This window comes from Serratia sp. JKS000199 (assembly GCF_900215455.1).
In the GTDB taxonomy this organism is placed as follows: domain Bacteria; phylum Pseudomonadota; class Gammaproteobacteria; order Enterobacterales; family Enterobacteriaceae; genus Serratia; species Serratia ureilytica.
The window spans coordinates 963,719-979,470 of record NZ_LT907843.1; the positions used below are offsets into that span (position 1 = coordinate 963,719).

At 62.7% G+C, this 15,752-nt stretch carries 17 protein-coding genes and 1 other annotated feature; of the genes, 5 read left to right on the forward strand and 12 right to left on the reverse strand.

Annotation, left to right across the window (positions count from 1 at the left end):
• Positions 1-58 precede the first annotated feature (58 nt).
• The 9 genes from hisIE to hisL form a co-directional block, all read right to left on the reverse strand.
• Positions 59-679 carry a bifunctional phosphoribosyl-AMP cyclohydrolase/phosphoribosyl-ATP diphosphatase HisIE gene (hisIE, locus tag CPH57_RS04670; RefSeq protein WP_015377251.1) on the reverse strand — a complete coding sequence of 207 codons (621 nt, stop codon included), beginning with the start codon at positions 677-679 and terminating at the stop codon, positions 59-61.
• Complete coding sequence (gene hisF, locus CPH57_RS04675; protein WP_033642483.1) at positions 673-1,449, reverse strand: imidazole glycerol phosphate synthase subunit HisF; 777 nt, start codon at positions 1,447-1,449, stop codon at positions 673-675. Before hisF ends, hisIE begins: the two co-directional genes overlap by 7 nt.
• Positions 1,431-2,168: a 1-(5-phosphoribosyl)-5-[(5-phosphoribosylamino)methylideneamino]imidazole-4-carboxamide isomerase gene (hisA, locus tag CPH57_RS04680; RefSeq protein WP_096242089.1), complete on the reverse strand. Its 738-nt coding sequence runs from the start codon at positions 2,166-2,168 to the stop codon at positions 1,431-1,433. The genes hisF and hisA overlap by 19 nt, the downstream gene beginning before the upstream one ends.
• A 5-nt stretch (positions 2,169-2,173) precedes the next feature.
• Positions 2,174-2,764, reverse strand: a complete 591-nt coding sequence (gene hisH, locus CPH57_RS04685) for an imidazole glycerol phosphate synthase subunit HisH (RefSeq protein ID WP_021504315.1) — start codon at positions 2,762-2,764, stop codon at positions 2,174-2,176.
• The gene (gene hisB / locus CPH57_RS04690; protein ID WP_096242090.1) at positions 2,764-3,831 is read right to left on the reverse strand and encodes a bifunctional histidinol-phosphatase/imidazoleglycerol-phosphate dehydratase HisB; all 1,068 of its coding nucleotides are present in this window, start codon (positions 3,829-3,831) and stop codon (positions 2,764-2,766) included. Before hisB ends, hisH begins: the two co-directional genes overlap by 1 nt.
• The gene (gene hisC / locus CPH57_RS04695; RefSeq protein ID WP_038881088.1) at positions 3,828-4,916 is read right to left on the reverse strand and encodes a histidinol-phosphate transaminase; all 1,089 of its coding nucleotides are present in this window, start codon (positions 4,914-4,916) and stop codon (positions 3,828-3,830) included. Before hisC ends, hisB begins: the two co-directional genes overlap by 4 nt.
• Positions 4,913-6,220, reverse strand: coding sequence for a histidinol dehydrogenase (gene hisD, locus CPH57_RS04700; protein ID WP_033642486.1), 1,308 nt, complete (start codon positions 6,218-6,220; stop codon positions 4,913-4,915). The genes hisC and hisD overlap by 4 nt, the downstream gene beginning before the upstream one ends.
• Before the next feature lie 4 nt (positions 6,221-6,224).
• Positions 6,225-7,124, reverse strand: a complete 900-nt coding sequence (gene hisG / locus CPH57_RS04705) for an ATP phosphoribosyltransferase (protein WP_015377256.1) — start codon at positions 7,122-7,124, stop codon at positions 6,225-6,227.
• 72 nt (positions 7,125-7,196) lie between these two features.
• Positions 7,197-7,323: a sequence feature (His leader region), on the reverse strand.
• The gene (gene hisL / locus CPH57_RS24260; protein WP_100396937.1) at positions 7,299-7,346 is read right to left on the reverse strand and encodes a his operon leader peptide; all 48 of its coding nucleotides are present in this window, start codon (positions 7,344-7,346) and stop codon (positions 7,299-7,301) included. It overlaps the preceding feature by 25 nt.
• 229 nt (positions 7,347-7,575) lie before the next feature.
• Here hisL and CPH57_RS04710 point away from each other — a divergent pair, with 229 nt between their 5' ends.
• A complete protein-coding gene (locus CPH57_RS04710) occupies positions 7,576-8,400 on the forward strand; it encodes an SDR family oxidoreductase (protein WP_033642487.1) in 825 nt (274 codons plus the stop codon).
• A gap of 6 nt (positions 8,401-8,406) precedes the next feature.
• On the opposite strand, the gene CPH57_RS04715 is transcribed toward CPH57_RS04710, so the two are convergent.
• On the reverse strand, positions 8,407-9,321 hold the full coding sequence (locus CPH57_RS04715) for a LysR family transcriptional regulator (RefSeq protein ID WP_096242091.1): 915 nt from the start codon (positions 9,319-9,321) through the stop codon (positions 8,407-8,409).
• 250 nt (positions 9,322-9,571) lie between these two features.
• Here CPH57_RS04715 and speB point away from each other — a divergent pair, with 250 nt between their 5' ends.
• The 4 genes from speB to CPH57_RS04735 all read left to right on the forward strand — a co-directional run bounded on the left by speB (position 9,572) and on the right by CPH57_RS04735 (position 14,220).
• Entirely contained in the window at positions 9,572-10,504 is a 933-nt protein-coding gene (gene speB / locus CPH57_RS04720; protein ID WP_046686736.1) for an agmatinase, read from the forward strand.
• A 77-nt stretch (positions 10,505-10,581) separates the two neighbouring features.
• Positions 10,582-11,967, forward strand: a complete 1,386-nt coding sequence (locus CPH57_RS04725) for a sodium:solute symporter (protein WP_096242092.1) — start codon at positions 10,582-10,584, stop codon at positions 11,965-11,967.
• Positions 11,968-11,983: 16 nt separating this feature from the next.
• Positions 11,984-13,411, forward strand: a complete 1,428-nt coding sequence (locus CPH57_RS04730; RefSeq protein WP_096242093.1) for a cytosine permease — start codon at positions 11,984-11,986, stop codon at positions 13,409-13,411.
• Positions 13,408-14,220, forward strand: a complete 813-nt coding sequence (locus CPH57_RS04735; RefSeq protein ID WP_096242094.1) for a nitrilase-related carbon-nitrogen hydrolase — start codon at positions 13,408-13,410, stop codon at positions 14,218-14,220. The genes CPH57_RS04730 and CPH57_RS04735 overlap by 4 nt, the downstream gene beginning before the upstream one ends.
• A gap of 74 nt (positions 14,221-14,294) precedes the next feature.
• Here CPH57_RS04735 and CPH57_RS04740 read toward each other — a convergent pair whose 3' ends face one another.
• Positions 14,295-15,278 (reverse strand): magnesium and cobalt transport protein CorA, encoded by a 984-nt coding sequence (locus CPH57_RS04740; protein ID WP_089196831.1) that lies wholly within the window; start codon positions 15,276-15,278, stop codon positions 14,295-14,297.
• 11 nt (positions 15,279-15,289) lie between these two features.
• The gene (locus CPH57_RS04745) at positions 15,290-15,709 is read right to left on the reverse strand and encodes a GNAT family N-acetyltransferase (RefSeq protein ID WP_033642494.1); all 420 of its coding nucleotides are present in this window, start codon (positions 15,707-15,709) and stop codon (positions 15,290-15,292) included.
• Positions 15,710-15,752 lie beyond the last annotated feature (43 nt).

The following is a 15,752-nucleotide window of genomic DNA, read 5'->3' on the forward strand; positions in this document are numbered from 1 at the left end:
ATAAAAAAAGCCGCCGAGGTTAACGCCCGGCGGCTTTTTTATTGCGCGTGATTTAATGTCACGCTTTTTTCTGATGCCGCTCGCGCAGCCGGCCGATCACCGCGCTCAGATCCAAATCCTGGTCCTGCAGCAGCACCAGCAAGTGATAGATCAGATCCGAGGCCTCGTTGGTCAGCTCTTCGCGATCGTTGACCGTGGCGGCCAGCGCGGTTTCCACGCCTTCTTCCCCGACCTTCTGCGCGATGCGTTTGGTGCCGCTGGCGTACAGGCTGGCGGTGTATGAGCTGTCCGGGCTGGCATGCTTGCGCTCCGCCAACAGCTGTTCCAGCTGATAGAGGAACGTCCAGTCGCTGGCGGCCGGATGGAAGCAGCTGCTGTTGCCCAGGTGGCAGGTCGGGCCGATCGGGTTGGCCAATACCAGCAGCGTGTCGTTATCGCAGTCCGGCGTGATGCTGACCACCTTGAGGAAGTGGCCGGAACTTTCGCCTTTGGTCCACAGGCGCTGCTTGGTGCGCGAAAAGAAGGTGACATTGCCGCTCTGCTCGGTGGTCGCCAGCGCTTCCGGCGTCATGTAACCCAGCATCAGCACTTCGCCGGAAACGGCGTGTTGCACGATGGCCGGCATCAGGCCGTCGGTTTTCTCCCAGTCCAGCTGGTTTCTCTGTTGTTCTGTCAGCACACGCGAATCTCCACGCCTTGTTCGACCAGGAACCTTTTCAGTTCGCCGATATTGATGATTTGTTTGTGGAACACCGATGCCGCCAGCGCGCCGTCGACGTCCGCATCGCGGAACGCTTCCAGGAAGTGCTCCATCGTGCCCGCGCCGCCGGAGGCGATCAGCGGCACTTTGCAGACCTCGCGCACCCGACGCAGCTGCTGCAGATCGTAACCGTTGCGCACGCCGTCCTGGTTCATCATGTTCAGCACGATCTCACCGGCGCCGCGGCGCTGCACTTCCTGCACCCAGTCGAGGGTTTCCCACTGGGTGACGCGGGTGCGGCTCTCGTCGCCGGTATATTGATTGACGTGATACTTGCCGGTTTCACTGTCGAACCAGGTATCGATGCCCACCACGATGCACTGCACGCCAAAGCGATCCGCCAGGCGGCTAATCAGATCGGGATCGGCCAGCGCCGGTGAGTTGATGGAGATTTTGTCGGCGCCGAAAGACAGGATCTGGCTGGCGTCCTCGGCGCTTTTAATGCCGCCGGCGACGCAGAACGGAATATCAATCACCTCCGCCACGCGCGACACCCAGCTTTTGTCCACCACCCGGCCGTCGCTCGATGCGGTGATATCGTAAAACACCAGCTCGTCCGCGCCTTCTTGCGCATAGCGCTGCGCCAGCGGCACGATGTCGCCGATGATTTCGTGGTTGCGGAACTGCACGCCTTTCACCACTTGCCCGTCTTTAACATCCAGACACGGGATTATCCGTTTTGCCAGCATGCAATCGCCTCCTCAACGCTAAATTTACCTTCCAGCAGGGCGCGCCCGACGATCACGCCGGCAACGCCGCTGCCGCGCAACTGGGCGATGTCGTCCATATTGCCGATGCCGCCTGAGGCCTGGAAGGCCACTTGCGGATAGCGGCGGCTGATCGCCTGATACAGTGCCACGTTGGAACCGGCCAGCGTGCCGTCGCGCGAAATGTCGGTGCACAGCACGTGTTTCAGCCCGTAGGGCAGGAACTGCTCTACCACCTGTTCAAGCGTGGCGTCGGAATCCTCCTGCCAGCCGCTGATGGCCACTCGCTTCACGCCCTGCGCGTCGATGCGCACATCCAACGCCAGTACCAGCGCGTCGGCGCCATAGCGTTCGAACCAGCTTTGCACCAGCTGCGGCTGTTTCACCGCGGTGGAGCCGATCACCACGCGCGTGGCGCCGGCCTCCAGCAGGGCGCTGACGTCTTGCTCGTTGCGGATGCCGCCGCCGACCTGCACCGGCACGTTAACCCCCGCCAGCAGCTTGCGCAGCAGCGGGATCTGGCGCGCGGCCGGATCTTTGGCGCCGGTCAGATCGACCAGGTGCAGCACCTGGGCGCCCTGTTGTTGATAGTCCTGCAGGCGCAGCAGCGGATCGTTGCCGTAGTCGCGCTGTTGGCCGTAATCGCCCTGATGCAAACGCACCACGTTGCCGTCGATCAAATCCAAAGCCGGAATAATCATGCTGCCTACATCTCCAGAAAGTTTTTCAACAGTTGCGCGCCGGCCGCTCCAGATCGTTCTGGATGAAACTGTACGCCGAAGAAGTTGTCTTTTTGCACGGCGGCGGTGAAGGGCTCGCCGTAGTTCGCCTGAGCGATGGTGCTGGGGCATATCGGCATCGCATAGCTGTGAACGAAATAGAAGTAGGCGCCGTCATCGATGCCGCGGAACAGATGGTGGCCCGCCTGCGCGGATACCTGGTTCCAACCCATATGCGGCAGCGGCAGGCCGAAGTCGGTCATCTGCTTTACCGGCGTATCGATGAGGCCGAGCGTCGTTATGCCGCCGTTCTCTTCGCTGCTGGCCGCCAGCAGCTGCATGCCGAGGCAGATGCCCAGCACCGGCTGAGTGCAGGCCCTGATCAGTTCGATCAGATCGCGTTCGCGCAGCTGATCCATCGCCGCCTGCGCGGTGCCGACGCCCGGCAGGAACAGCTTGTCGGCGCGCAGCACGATCTCCGGATCGCGGCTCACTTCCGGCTGATAGCCCAGGCGCCGCACCGCATAGGTGACGGAGGCCAGGTTGGCGCAGCCGGTATCCAAAATCACCACGTTCATCACAGCACTCCTTTCGAGCTCGGCAGGGTATTGCCCTCGACGCGGATCGCCTGGCGCAGCGTGCGGCCAAACACTTTGAACAGGCTTTCGACCCGGTGGTGGTCGTTTTTGCCTTTGGTCTTCAGGTGCAGCGTGCAACCCATGGTGTAGGAGAGCGAGCGGAAGAAGTGCTCGACCATTTCGGTGCTGAGATCGCCGACGCGCTGATAGTTGAACTCGGCCTTGTACTCCAGGTGCGGGCGGCCGGAGATATCCAGCGCGCAGCGCGCCAGACACTCGTCCATCGGCAGCACGAAGCCGAAGCGGGCAATGCCGCGCTTGTCGCCCAGCGCCTTGTTCAACGCTTCGCCCAGCGCCAGGCCGGTGTCCTCTACGGTGTGGTGATCGTCGATATACAGGTCGCCTTTGACGTCGATCTCCATGCGGAAGCCGCCGTGGGTGGCGATCTGATCCAGCATGTGGTCGAAGAAGCCGACGCCGGTTTTGATTTTGCTGCCGCCTTCGCGATCCAGCCAGACGTTGACATCGATCTGCGTCTCTTTGGTCACGCGGTTAACCCGCGCATGGCGGTCGCGCAGGGTCAGCTGGTGCACGATCTCTTTCCAGCCCAGCACGCCGCGCTGGTAGCGCAGCCCCTGAATGCCCATGTTTTCTGCCAGCTGCACGTCGGTCGGCCGATCGCCGATCACGTAGCTGTGGGCGGTATCGAGCACGCCGGGTTCGAGATAACCCTTCACCAGCGCGGTCTTCGGCTTGCGGCAGTCGCAGTTGTCCGCCGGCAGGTGCGGGCAGATCAACACGTCGGCGAACTGAATGCCCTGCGAGCTGAGGATCTGCATCATCAGGTTGTGCGGCGGATCGAAGGTTTCCTGCGGGAAACTGGCGGTGCCGAGCCCATCCTGATTGGTGATCATCACCAGCTGATACCCCGCCTGTTGCAGCGCCAGCAGGGAAGGGATCACGTCTGGCTCGAGCGCCAGCTTGTCCAGGCGGTCAACCTGGAAATCTTCCGGTGGCTCGGCGATCAGCGTGCCGTCACGATCGATAAAGAGGATTTTTTGGCTCACATTGGCTCCTGGCGAGTCTGGTTGGCACCGGGTAGGGTGGACAAGGCGTCCACCACGCGTTGACATTCGTCGCGGGTGCCTATGGTGATGCGCAGGCAGCCGGACAACCCGGGCTGTTTGTTTTGGTCTCGTAAGATAATGCCCTGATCCCACAAGCTTTTAAACACATTACTTGAGGCGGTGAAGCGGGCCAGCAGGTAATTGCTGTCGCTGGCGAAAACCTGCTCGACGCAGGCGCATTTCTCCAGCTGTTGCTGCAGCCAGCTGCGGGTAGCGGCGATGTCGGTGACGCGCTGGCGCATGGTGCGGATACCTTCTTCGCTCAGCGCCTGCGCGGCGATATCCGCCACCGGTGTCGAGAGCGGGTAAGGCGCGATCACCTTCAGCAGCAGGGCGATCAGATCTTCGTTGGCGAGCGTAAAGCCGCAGCGCAGGCCGGCCAGCGCAAAGGCCTTCGACAGCGTGCGCAGAATAGCCAGGTGTGGATAGTCGCTCAGCCACCCGGCCACCGAGGCCTGCGGGCAAAACTCGATATAGGCTTCGTCCACCGCGACGATCGCTCTGCCTTTGGCCATCTCCAGCAGGCTGCGCAGAGAGTCCGGGTCAATCAGGTTACCGGTCGGGTTGTTCGGGCTGCAGACGTAGATCAGTTTCACGTTGTCCAGGCTGTCCGCGATGGCTGGCAGATCCAACTGCCAGTCCTCTTTGGCGGCCACGGTGCGGCGCTCCACGCCAAAGGTTTCGGCGCTGACGGCGTACATGCCGTAGGTCGGCGGGCAGAACAGAATGGCGTCTTTGCCCGGCTCGCAGAAGGCGCGGATCAGCAGCTCGATGCCTTCATCGGCGCCGCGGCTGACCAGCACCTGCTCTTTCTTGACCCCGGCATAGGCGGCGTAGCGTTCGATCACCTGCGCCGGCTGGCACTCCGGATAGCGGTTGAAGGTTTGCGCGGTCAGCTGGAATTCCGGGGCGATCGGGTATTCGTTGGCGTTCAGCCATACGTCGCCCTTGCCGCCGAGGCGGCGCGCCGATTGATAAGGGGTCAGCTCGCGAACGTTGGCGCGCGCCAGTTTTTCGATGCTCATGCTTGCTCCTTCAGGGCGGCGACGCGCAGGGTCACGGCGTTCTTGTGGGCGATCAGCTGCTCGGCGGCAGCCAGCGTCTCGATGGTGGCGGCCAGGTTGCTGAAGCCCTGCGGCGTCAGCTCCTGCACCGTCATGCGTTTTTGGAAATCGGCCAGCCCGAGGCTTGAGCAGGTGGCGGTGTAGCCGTAGGTCGGCAGCACGTGGTTGGTGCCGGAGGCGTAATCGCCGGCGGACTCCGGCGACCAGTCGCCGAGGAACACCGAACCGGCGCTGGTGATGCCGTCCACCAGATCGCGCGCATTGCGGGTCTGAATGATCAGGTGCTCCGGGCCGTAACGGTTGCTGATGGCCACGCACTCCGGCAGATCGCGCGCCACGATCAGGCGGCTGCTCGCCAGCGCCTGGCGGGCGGTGTCGGCGCGCGGCAGCTCGGCCAGCTGGCTTTCCACCGCGTCGGCCACCGCCTGCGCCATCGCCGCGTCCGGCGTCAGCAGGATCACCTGCGAATCCGGGCCGTGCTCGGCCTGCGACAGCAGATCGGAAGCGACAAACGCCGGGGTGGCGCCGGCGTCGGCGATCACCAGCACTTCTGAAGGACCGGCCGGCATGTCGATGGCCGCGCCGTCGAGGCGCTGGCTGACCTGCCGCTTGGCTTCGGTCACGAAGGCGTTGCCCGGCCCGAAGATCTTCGCCACGCGCGGCACGCTTTCGGTGCCGAACGCCAGGGCGGCGATCGCCTGCGCGCCCCCGACCTGAAACACTTCCTGCACGCCGCACAGCTGCGCCGCATACAGGATCTCATCGGCGATCGGCGGCGGCGAGCACAGCACTACCCGGCGGCAGCCGGCGATGCGCGCCGGCGTCGCCAGCATCAGCACGGTGGAGAACAGCGGCGCCGATCCGCCGGGAATATACAGGCCCACCGAGTCGATTGGGCGGGTCACCTGCTGGCAGCGCACGCCCGGTTGCGTTTCGACGTCCACCGGCGGCAGTCGCTGCGCGTTGTGGAAGGTTTCCACGTTGGCGACGGCCACCGCCATCGCCTGTTTGATGTCGTCGCCCAACCGCGCGGCGGCGGCGGCGATCTGCTCGGCGCTGACGCGCAGCGCCGAGACTTCCGCTTTGTCGAAACGGGCGCTGTAGTCGCGCAACGCCCGATCGCCGTTGGCCTTCACGTTGTCGAGGATCTCGTTCACCGTGCGGGTGATGCTGTCGGAAGCGGCGATCGCCGGACGCATCAGCAGCTCGGCCTGGCGTTCGGCGCTGCACGTCGCCCAATCGATCGGCGTGTTGAAGGTCGACATGGCGTTACTCCATCATCTTTTCAATCGGCAGCACCAGAATCGAGCTGGCGCCGAGCGCTTTCAGTTTTTCCATGGTTTCCCAGAACAGGGTTTCGCTGCTGACCATGTGCATCGCCACGCGGTTCTGCGCGCCGGCCAGCGGCAGAATGGTCGGGCGTTCGGCGCCCGGCAGCAGCGCGACGATCTCGTCCAGCTTCTCGCTCGGCGCGTGCAGCATGATGTATTTGGATTCGCGCGCCTGGATCACGCCCTGAATGCGGGTCATCAGGCGGTCAATCAGCTGCTGTTTGGCTTCAGGCATTTCGCCGTCGCGCTGGATCAGGCAAGCTTTGGAGCGGTAGATCACCTCCACTTCGCGCAGGCCGTTGGCCTCCAGCGTGGCGCCGGTAGAGACCAGATCGCAGATGGCGTCGGCCAGGCCGGCGCGCGGCGCCACTTCCACCGAGCCGTTCAGCAGGCAAGATTTGAAGCGCACGCCCTGTTTGTCGAGGTATTGCTTCAGCAGGTGCGGGTAAGAGGTGGCGATGCGGGCGTCCTGCAGGCTTTGCGGGCCGGCGTATTCGGCGTCGAGCGGGGTGGCCAGCGACAGGCGGCAGCCGCCGAAATCGAGGCGGCGCAGGGTGAAGTAGCGCGGGTCTTCACCCTGTGCGCGGCGGCTGAGCAGCTCTTCTTCGAGCACGTTCTCGCCGATGATGCCGAGATCGACCACGCCGTCCATCACCAGACCCGGAATGTCGTCGTCGCGCACGCGCAGGATATCGATCGGCATGTTTTCGGCGAAGGCGATCAGACGCTGCTGCTGCAGGTTAATCTTGATGCCGCAGCGCGCCAGCAGTTCCTGGGATTCATCGCTCAGGCGGCCCGACTTCTGCATTGCGATCCGTAAACGTGTCTTGTCCAGCATGGTAACCTCTGTTTAATCTGTAATTTTATGAATTTATTGTAAAAACTATTCTTTTCTGTCTGTCCGGAGCCAAAAAAAAAACCCTCGGAAGAAATCTTCCGAGGGCTCTCTCTTGCGTTCTGCGCGCCACTGGAAGATTAACAAACCGTCTTCCAGCACACATCGCCTGAAAGACTAGTCAGGGTGATGGTGATGATGGTGGTTGAACTGAACGCGTGTCATGGTGTTTTCTCTCAGCAAAAGTCGGTAAAAAACCGTATGGCAATTAAGCTAAACTATCCGCTGTCCGCCGTGCAACTCTTTTTTATCGTCATAAATTTAATTTATTGAAACAGGTTGAGTTATTAGCCAAACACGGCTTTACCTAACCTTAAGCCGGTCAGATTGTATCGCCGCGCGCAGTGGCGTAGCCTTAAGGGCAGGGCGCTGCGATCTTCAGGAGAGGAAGAGGATGAAAAAGGTAGCCATTATTGGTCTGGGTTGGTTGGGCATGCCGCTGGCGTTGTCGCTGATGGGCCGCGGGTACGACGTGGTCGGCAGCAAAACCACGCCGGACGGCGTCGAGGCCGCGCGGATGAGCGGCATCGAATGTTATCAGTTGGAGCTGACGCCGGAATTGATCTGCGATCCGGACGATCTGGCGTCGTTGCTGCGCGTGGATGCGCTGGTGGTCACGCTGCCCGCGCGCCGCACCGTCGAAGGCAGCGAGAATTATTTCAATGCGGTGCGCATGCTGGTGGACAGCGCAATGGCTTTCGGCGTGCCGCGGGTGATCTTCACCAGTTCCACCTCGGTGTATGGCGAAACCGCCGGCACGCTGCGCGAAGAGTCGCCGCTGCGGCCGGTCTCGCCGTCCGGCCGGGTATTGGCCGAGCTGGAGCGCTGGCTGCACGAGCTGCCGAATACCTCGGTGGACATTCTGCGCCTGGCGGGGCTGGTGGGCGCCGATCGTCACCCCGGCCGCTTCCTGGCGGGAAAGCTCGATGTGAAGGGCGGGTCGCAGGGGGTGAATCTGGTGCACCAGGACGACGTCATCGCCGCCATCCAACTGCTGCTCAAGCTGCCGAAGGGCGGCCACGTGTACAACCTGTGCGCGCCGCGTCATCCGGCCAAGCGCGATTTTTATCCGGCCCTGGCCGAGCAGTTGCACCTGGAGCCGCCGCAGTTTGCCGACGAAGCGGAACAGGATGAGCGGCTGGTGGACGGCAACCGCATCTGCAACGAGCTGGGTTTTGAATACCAGTATCCCGATCCGGCGCGCATGCCGGTCAGTTAACGTCCGTCAGGCCCCGCACATGCGGGGCTTTTTTTCGCCGGCGCGCGCCAAATCCTCCAACAGCGCGTTCAACGCCTCGTCGGGTTGGACGGGGCGGCTGACCAGGCTGAGCGTGGCGCGGTAAGAGAGCGCTGCGCCGCCCAACTGCCGCAGCAGCCCTTGCTCCACCCAGCGCGCCGCATAGTGGGTGGGCAGATAACCGAGACAGGTGCCGCTCAGCACCAGATGGGCGACGCTCTCCATGTGGTGGGCCACCGCGGCCAGATGCGGCGGGGCGATCGGGCACAGCTGCTGCGCCAGCAGGTAGCCGCGCTTGACCCAGCGCGCGTTTTCAATCTGCTCGCGCTCGGGTTCTTCCACCGCGAACAGCGGGTGATCCTCACTGCAATAGATCGCCTGCGTCTCCTCCAGCCACGGTTGATAACGCAACGCCTCCAACTGCTGGCCAAAGTAGCCGATGCCCAGATCGAGCTGCCGGTGCAGCAGCCCTTGTTCAATCTCGTTCGGTGAACAGATGCGGCACTGCAATTGCACGTCCTGGTGGCGCCGCTGAAAGTGCTTGATGGCCTGACTGAACGGGTTGCCCGGCAGTGAAACCAGGTTATCCACCAAACCAATTTGCAGATCGCCGGTCAGCAGGCCGTTCAGCGACTGGCTGACCCGGGTGAAGTCGCGGGCGGCGTTGAACAAGGAGCGGCAGGCGATCAGCATGCGTTCCCCTTTTGGCGTCAGCCGGAAGCCGGAGCGCCCGCGCTGGCACAGGCGAAAACCCAGTCGCGTTTCCAGCGAGGCCAGATGGGTGCTGATGGTGGATTGGTTCATCAGCAGCGTTTCCTGTGCGGCGCTGACGCCCTGGGCTTCCGCCACCGCGACGAACACCCGCAACAGCTTCAGATCGATATCGCTTAGGTTAGTGAGCATCGCCCCCTCCGCAGAACGTCGGCCGCTTAACCCATTTTTAACATCGAAGAAATAGGCGCGGCGCTGAAGATATGGCCTTTCTTATGGCATGAGATTGAAATAAAAATCAACACTTCAATGGGTTAGTTACATCGTGTTTTTCGATGTTTACATGCAAAAGCGGGAATGGTAGCCGGTGCGGTCAACGGGGTAGTCTGCGAATGTTGCTTAAATGTTTCAATTTATCGCAAGCCCAAGACAAGGAAACGCCATGCTGAACCAACCCCAAAGCGGCAACGACATGCCGCGCTTTGCCGGTCTCCCCACCATGATGCGCCTGCCCGCCGCCGATCAGGCGCGTGGTCTGGACGCCGCCTTTGTCGGCATTCCTCTGGATATCGGCACCTCCAATCGCAGCGGCACCCGCTATGGCCCGCGCCAGATCCGCCAGGAGTCGGTGATGATCCGCCCCTACAACATGGGCACCGGCTCCGCCCCATTCGAACGGCTGCAGGTGGCCGATCTGGGGGACGTCGCCATTAACCCCTACAGCCTGGCGGACAGCGTACGGCGCATCGAGGCGGCTTACCGCGAGATCCTGGCGCACGGCTGCACGCCGTTGACGCTTGGTGGCGACCACACCCTGACGCTGCCGGTGCTGCGCGCCATCGCCCATCGACATGGCCCGGTCGGGCTGATCCACGTCGATGCGCATTCCGACACCAACGAGGAGATGTTTGGCGAACAGCTGGCGCACGGCACCACCTTCCGCCGCGCGTTTGAGGAGGGGCTGCTGGCACCGGAAAAAGTGGTGCAGATTGGTCTGCGCGGCAGCGGCTATGCGGCGGATGACTTCGATTGGTCACGGCGCCAGGGCTTTCGCGTGGTGCCGGCCGAAGCCTGCTGGCATCGGTCGCTGACGCCGCTGATGGCGGAGATCCGCGAGCAGATGGGCGATGCGCCGGTTTATCTCAGTTTCGATATCGACGGGCTGGATCCGGCCTTCGCGCCGGGCACCGGCACGCCGGAGGTCGGCGGACTGTCGGTTTGGCAAGGGCTGGAGATCGTGCGCGGCTGCCGTGGGCTGAACCTGATTGGCGGCGACGTGGTGGAGGTGTCGCCGCCTTACGATCGTTCCGGCAATACGGCGCTGCTGGCGGCCAATCTGCTGTTTGAAATGCTGTGCGTGCTGCCGGCCCGCTGAGGCCGTCGTACTGACCCTGCCGGCGGAGCGGTTGCGTCGGGCCCCCTGATAACAATAACAACGGAGTGGAGGTACCCATGAATCTCGATCTGCTGGTTGTGGTGATTTACTTTCTGGTGATAGGCGCGGTGGGGTGGATGGGCATTCGCCGCGCCAACTCCAAAGAGGCGTATCTGGTGGCCGGGCGCAACCTGGGGCCGGGGCTGTATCTGGGCACGCTGTCGGCGGTGGTGCTCGGCGGTGCGTCGACCATCGGCAGCGTCAAGCTCGGCTACACCTACGGCATCTCCGGCGTCTGGCTGTGCGGCGCGCTCGGGCTGGGCATTGTGGTGCTGAGTCTGGTGCTGGCCAAACCGCTGCTCAAACTGAAGCTGTATACCGTCAGCCAGGTGCTGTCGCGGCGGTATCACCCGGCGGCGCGGGTCACCAGCGGCGCGATCATGCTGGCGTATGACCTGATGGTGGCGGTGACCTCGATCATCGCCATCGGCAGCGTGATGCAGGTGATGTTTGGCCTGTCGTTCAGCGCGTCTATCCTGCTCGGCGGCGGGCTGGTGGTACTGTATTCGACGCTGGGGGGCATGTGGTCGCTGACGCTGACCGACATCATTCAGTTCATCATCATGACCGTCGGCATGATGCTGGTGCTGGTGCCGATGAGCATCGTCAAGGCCGGCGGCTGGGAGGCGTTCACCAGCCTGCTGCCCGCCGGTTACTACCAGCTGTCGTCGATCGGGCTGGATACTATTCTGGTATTTTTCCTGATCTACTTCTTCGGCATTTTGATCGGTCAGGACATCTGGCAGCGGGTGTTCACCGCCCGTAGCGCCAATGTGGCGCGCTTCGCCGGGCTGGGGGCGGGCGTCTATTGCGTGCTGTATGGCGTGACCGGCGCGCTGATCGGCATGGCCGGCAAGATCGTGCTGCCGTCGCTCAGTAATACCGACGGCGCCTTCGCCGCCATCGCGCAGGCGGTGTTGCCGGTCGGCGTCAGCGGGCTGGTGGCCGCGGCGGCCCTGGCGGCGCTGATGTCCACCGCCAGCGCCTGCCTGCTGGCCTCTTCGACCATCGCACTGGAGGACGTGTTGCCGGCCATCCGGCGCAAACCTTCTGGCGGGCTGGCCGCCGGGCGCTTCACCACGCTTTTCATGGGCGCGGTCATGCTGGGGCTGGCGTTTGTGGTGCGCGACGTGCTGGCGGCGCTAACGCTGGCTTACAACCTGTTGGTGGGCGGCATGCTGATCCCGTTGGTGGGGGCTATCTTCTGGCCGCGCGCCACCAGCGCCGGCGCTATCGCCAGCATGCTGACCGGCAGCCTGTGCGTGGTGGGGCTGATGATCTGGCACGGCATCGACGCCAACAGCCCGATCTACGGCGGTCTGGTGGGCGGCGGCGTCGCCTTCGTGCTGGGCAGCCTGCTGAGCCGCCCGGCGCCGCAGCTGCAGACCCAAACCGAGCGTTGAAACGACGAGGTGGGACATGAACAATCGCAATGTGGCGCCACGCCCAAAAATTGAAGTGCGCTCGATAGACTATGTGCCCCGTCACGAGCGGCATGGCAAGGTTTGGCATCAGGCGCCGTTTTGGTTCACCGGTAATTTCGTTTTGACGACGATGGTGGTCGGTTTCACCGGCCCGGCGTTGGGGTTGGGCGCGCTTTATTCGATGCTGGCCATTGTCGTCGGCGTGGGGTTCGGCACGTTCTTCATGGCGTGTCATGCCAATCAGGGGCCGCGCATGGGGCTGCCACAGATGATCCAGTCGCGGGCCCAATTCGGCCTGCGTGGCGCCATCGTTCCCTTTGCCGCCGTGGTGTTTGTTTACATCGGTTTCAACGTGTTCAACGTTATTCTCGCGACCGATGCGATCAACACGGTATTGCCGGGTCACCGTCTGCCCTGGTATGCGTTGCTGATCGCGGTGGCCGTGCTGTTGGCGATCGTCGGCCACGATATGCTGCATGCGGTGCAGCGCTGGCTGACCTATGTGATGATGGCGGTGTTCGGCGTGCTGACGGTCGGTGCCGTGCTGTCGCTGCGGATGGACGCCGTCGTCGGCGCCGGGCATTTTTCGTGGGCGGCTTTTTTGATTCAGCTGTCGGCGGCCGCCGGTTATCAAATCAGCTACGCGGTGTACGTCTCCGACTACTCACGCTATTTGCCGCATGAAACGCCGTCTGCCAACGTGATCTTTTGGACTTATCTGGGGGCGGCCGGATCGGCGCTTTGGCTGATGTCGCTGGGCGCGTTTCTGGCCTCAGCCTTACCGGCTCCCGATGCGATCGGCAGCGTACAGACGGTGGGGAATGGCATCTATCCGGGGTTCGGCACGCTGGCTGTGCTTTTCGCCGTGCCTTCGCTGGTCGGTATCATGGCGGTCAACTGTTATGGCGCAATGCTGACCAGCCTCAGCGCGATTGACGCGTTCCGTAAAGTGACGCCAACGTTGAAATTACGCATGGCCGGCATCGGCGTCGTCGCTCTGACGGTGTTCGCGGTGGCGTTGGCTATCCCGGCGAGCTATCTCGCCAGCTTCAATACCTTCGTGCTGCTGATGCTGTATTTCCTGGTGCCCTGGACGGCGGTGAATCTGATGGACTTTTACGTGGTGCGCAGCGGACATTACGCGATAGGTGAAATCTTCAACCCGGCGGGGATCTACGGCCGTTGGGGCGGCTCCGGTCTGACGGCCTACGCGATCGGCCTGCTGGCGATGGTGCCGTTCATGACGTTGGGCTTTTACACCGGCCCCTTTGCTGTTTTACTGGGCGGCGCGGATATCGCTTTTCTGATCGGCTTGCTGGTGGCCGGGAGCGTTTATGTCGTCATGTGCCGAAAGCTCGATCTCGAAGCCGAACGGCGGGTGGCGTTGCGTTGCGAGGGATTATTGGAAGGAGAACGGGAGTGAAGGAAAAAATCAGCGTCGCATGCTGCCAGTTGACGCTGCGGGTAGGGGAAGCGGAACATAATCGGGCGCTGTCCGCCCAGGCGATCCGCCGGGCGGCGCAGCGCGGCGCCAACGTCATCGTGTTGCCGGAGTTGGTGAACAGCGGCTACGTGCTGCGCGACAAGGCGGAGGCGCGGGCGTTGGCCGAGGCCGAAGATGGGCCCAGCCTTAGCCTGTGGTGTGCCCTGGCGAGTGAGCTGGATGTGGCGATCGTCGCCGGTTTTTGCGAGCGTCTGCCTGATGGCGAGGTGGCCAACAGCGCGGCGTTGATCGATGCGCAGGGGGTGAGGGCGATTTATCGCAAAGTGCACCTGTGGCATGAAGAGAGTTTGATCTTTACCGCCGGCGATCGGCCGCCGCCGGTCGTCGAGACGCGTTTTGGCCGGTTGGCGGTGATGATCTGTTACGACCTCGAGTTTCCGGAGTGGGTGCGCTTGCCTGCGTTGGCCGGTGCTCAGCTGCTGTGCGCGCCGGTCAACTGGCCGCTGGCGCCGCGCCCGCAGGGCGAACGGCCGGCGGAGATGGTGAAGGCGCAGGCCAACGCCGCCGTCAATCGGCTGTTCATCGCGGTGTGCGATCGTTGCGAAACGGAGCGCGGCGTTGCGTGGATCGGCGGTTCGGTGATCGTCGACGCCGACGGCTATCCGTTGACGCAGAGCCTGACAGGCGAAGGCATGGTGCTGGCATCGATGGATATCGGCGCGGCTGATGACAAGCACATCGGCCGCCACAATCACGTGCATCGTGATCGGCGTCCGATGCTGTATTGAAGCAACGGGGGCGGCTGGTGATCCCAGCCGCCCCGCGATCGTTTTCGTCGGCGGGAAAAGCGCCGTTCTGGCGCTTACAGCCAGCCCGATTTCTTCAGTTTCTGATACAGGAAAATGCAGCCGACGGCGGTCACTCCCAGCGTGGCGTGATAGGCCCACGGGAACTTCAGTTCCGGCATGTCGGCGAAGTTCATCCCGTACAGGCTGAAGACCACCGTCGGGATGGCCAAGATTGCCCCCCAACCCGCCAGCCGTTTCACCACTTCGTTTTGTTTGACCGTCACCAGCGCCAGGTTGACGTGCATGGCGTTGGTCAGCATTTCGCGCATGTCGTCGATATTGCTGACCACCTGATGGGCGTGATCTTGCACGTCGCGCACGTAGGCGCGCAGCTCTTTCGGGATCACCTCTTCGTGCAGGCGGATCAGCTGGTTGCAAATTTCATCCATCGGCAGCGCGGCGTTGCGCAGCGCCAGCAGATGGCGGCGCAGGGTATAGACGTTCTCGATCGCCGCCTGATCGAACTCTGACTGAAACATGTTGGCTTCAATGTTCTCGATGGTGCTCTCGAAGCGCGCCACCACGCTGCGGTAGTTATCCACCACGAAGTCCAACACCGAATAGAGGGCGAAGCCCGGCCCGCGGCACATCTGCTTGTGGTTCTCTTCCGCCTTGGCGCGGATCGGCGCGTAACTGGGCGAAGCGCCGTGGCGCACCGTCACCAGAAAGTTTTTGCCGACGAAGAAGTGGGTTTCGCCGTATTCGATTTCGTCGTGCTCGCCCCACTGCGCGGTTTTCACCACGATGAACAGCGAGTCGCCGTAGGTCTCCAGCTTCGGCCGCTGGTGCGCGCACAGCGCGTCTTCGATCGCCAAATCGTGCAGCCCGAACTCCGCCTGCACCTTGCGCATAAACGCCGGCTCCGGCTGCCTTAATCCCAGCCAGATGAAGGTGTCGGGCTGTTTGACCACCTCACTGATATCGTCGATGGTCACTTCGCCCAGCCGTTGGCCGGCTTTGTACGCTACACAGTTCACCACCATGCTTTTGCTGTCCATCCGTCCATCCATTAATCAGTCAGCGTTTTGGTAAGTAAATAACACTCATGTTCTACCGGATACTCTTTCAGCGTCATTTGCAGCTGATAGCCGAGCTTTTCGTAGAACGGCCGCGCCTGAAAGCTGAAGGTGTCGAGGCGGGCGTAGCGGCAGCCGCGCGCCTGCGCCTCGTGCTCGGCGGCGCGCATCAGCCGACCGCCGAGGCCGCTGCCGCGCTGGGTATCCGCCACCCATAGCCACTCGACGCTCAGCCAGTTGCCCCAGGTTTCGGCGGTCAGGCCGCCGATCACCGCGCCGGCTTCGTCGCGCGCATAGACGCTGAGCGGCTTGCGGTGGCTGGCGTCGATATGCGGCAGGTTGTAAGCGCGCAGGCCTTGCCTGATCGCATCGAGGGTTTGTTCGTCGATCGCGTCGGTAACGGTAATGTCCATTTTTCCTCCTGGGTAATGGATTAACTTAAGCACATGGCGGCTA

Coding starts and splice junctions, on each gene's coding strand:
- hisH (WP_021504315.1), bottom strand. CDS start 2,764: ATGAACGTGGTGATTTTGGATACCGGCTGCGCCAACCTGGCCTCCGTC.
- speB (WP_046686736.1), top strand. CDS start 9,572: ATGCTGAACCAACCCCAAAGCGGCAACGACATGCCGCGCTTTGCCGGT.
- CPH57_RS04710 (WP_033642487.1), top strand. CDS start 7,576: ATGAAAAAGGTAGCCATTATTGGTCTGGGTTGGTTGGGCATGCCGCTG.
- hisF (WP_033642483.1), bottom strand. CDS start 1,449: ATGCTGGCAAAACGGATAATCCCGTGTCTGGATGTTAAAGACGGGCAA.
- CPH57_RS04740 (WP_089196831.1), bottom strand. CDS start 15,278: ATGGACAGCAAAAGCATGGTGGTGAACTGTGTAGCGTACAAAGCCGGC.
- CPH57_RS04745 (WP_033642494.1), bottom strand. CDS start 15,709: ATGGACATTACCGTTACCGACGCGATCGACGAACAAACCCTCGATGCG.
- CPH57_RS04730 (WP_096242093.1), top strand. CDS start 11,984: ATGAACAATCGCAATGTGGCGCCACGCCCAAAAATTGAAGTGCGCTCG.
- hisG (WP_015377256.1), bottom strand. CDS start 7,124: ATGCTGGACAAGACACGTTTACGGATCGCAATGCAGAAGTCGGGCCGC.
- CPH57_RS04725 (WP_096242092.1), top strand. CDS start 10,582: ATGAATCTCGATCTGCTGGTTGTGGTGATTTACTTTCTGGTGATAGGC.
- hisC (WP_038881088.1), bottom strand. CDS start 4,916: ATGAGCATCGAAAAACTGGCGCGCGCCAACGTTCGCGAGCTGACCCCT.
- hisD (WP_033642486.1), bottom strand. CDS start 6,220: ATGTCGACCTTCAACACGCCGATCGATTGGGCGACGTGCAGCGCCGAA.
- hisA (WP_096242089.1), bottom strand. CDS start 2,168: ATGATTATTCCGGCTTTGGATTTGATCGACGGCAACGTGGTGCGTTTG.
- CPH57_RS04715 (WP_096242091.1), bottom strand. CDS start 9,321: ATGCTCACTAACCTAAGCGATATCGATCTGAAGCTGTTGCGGGTGTTC.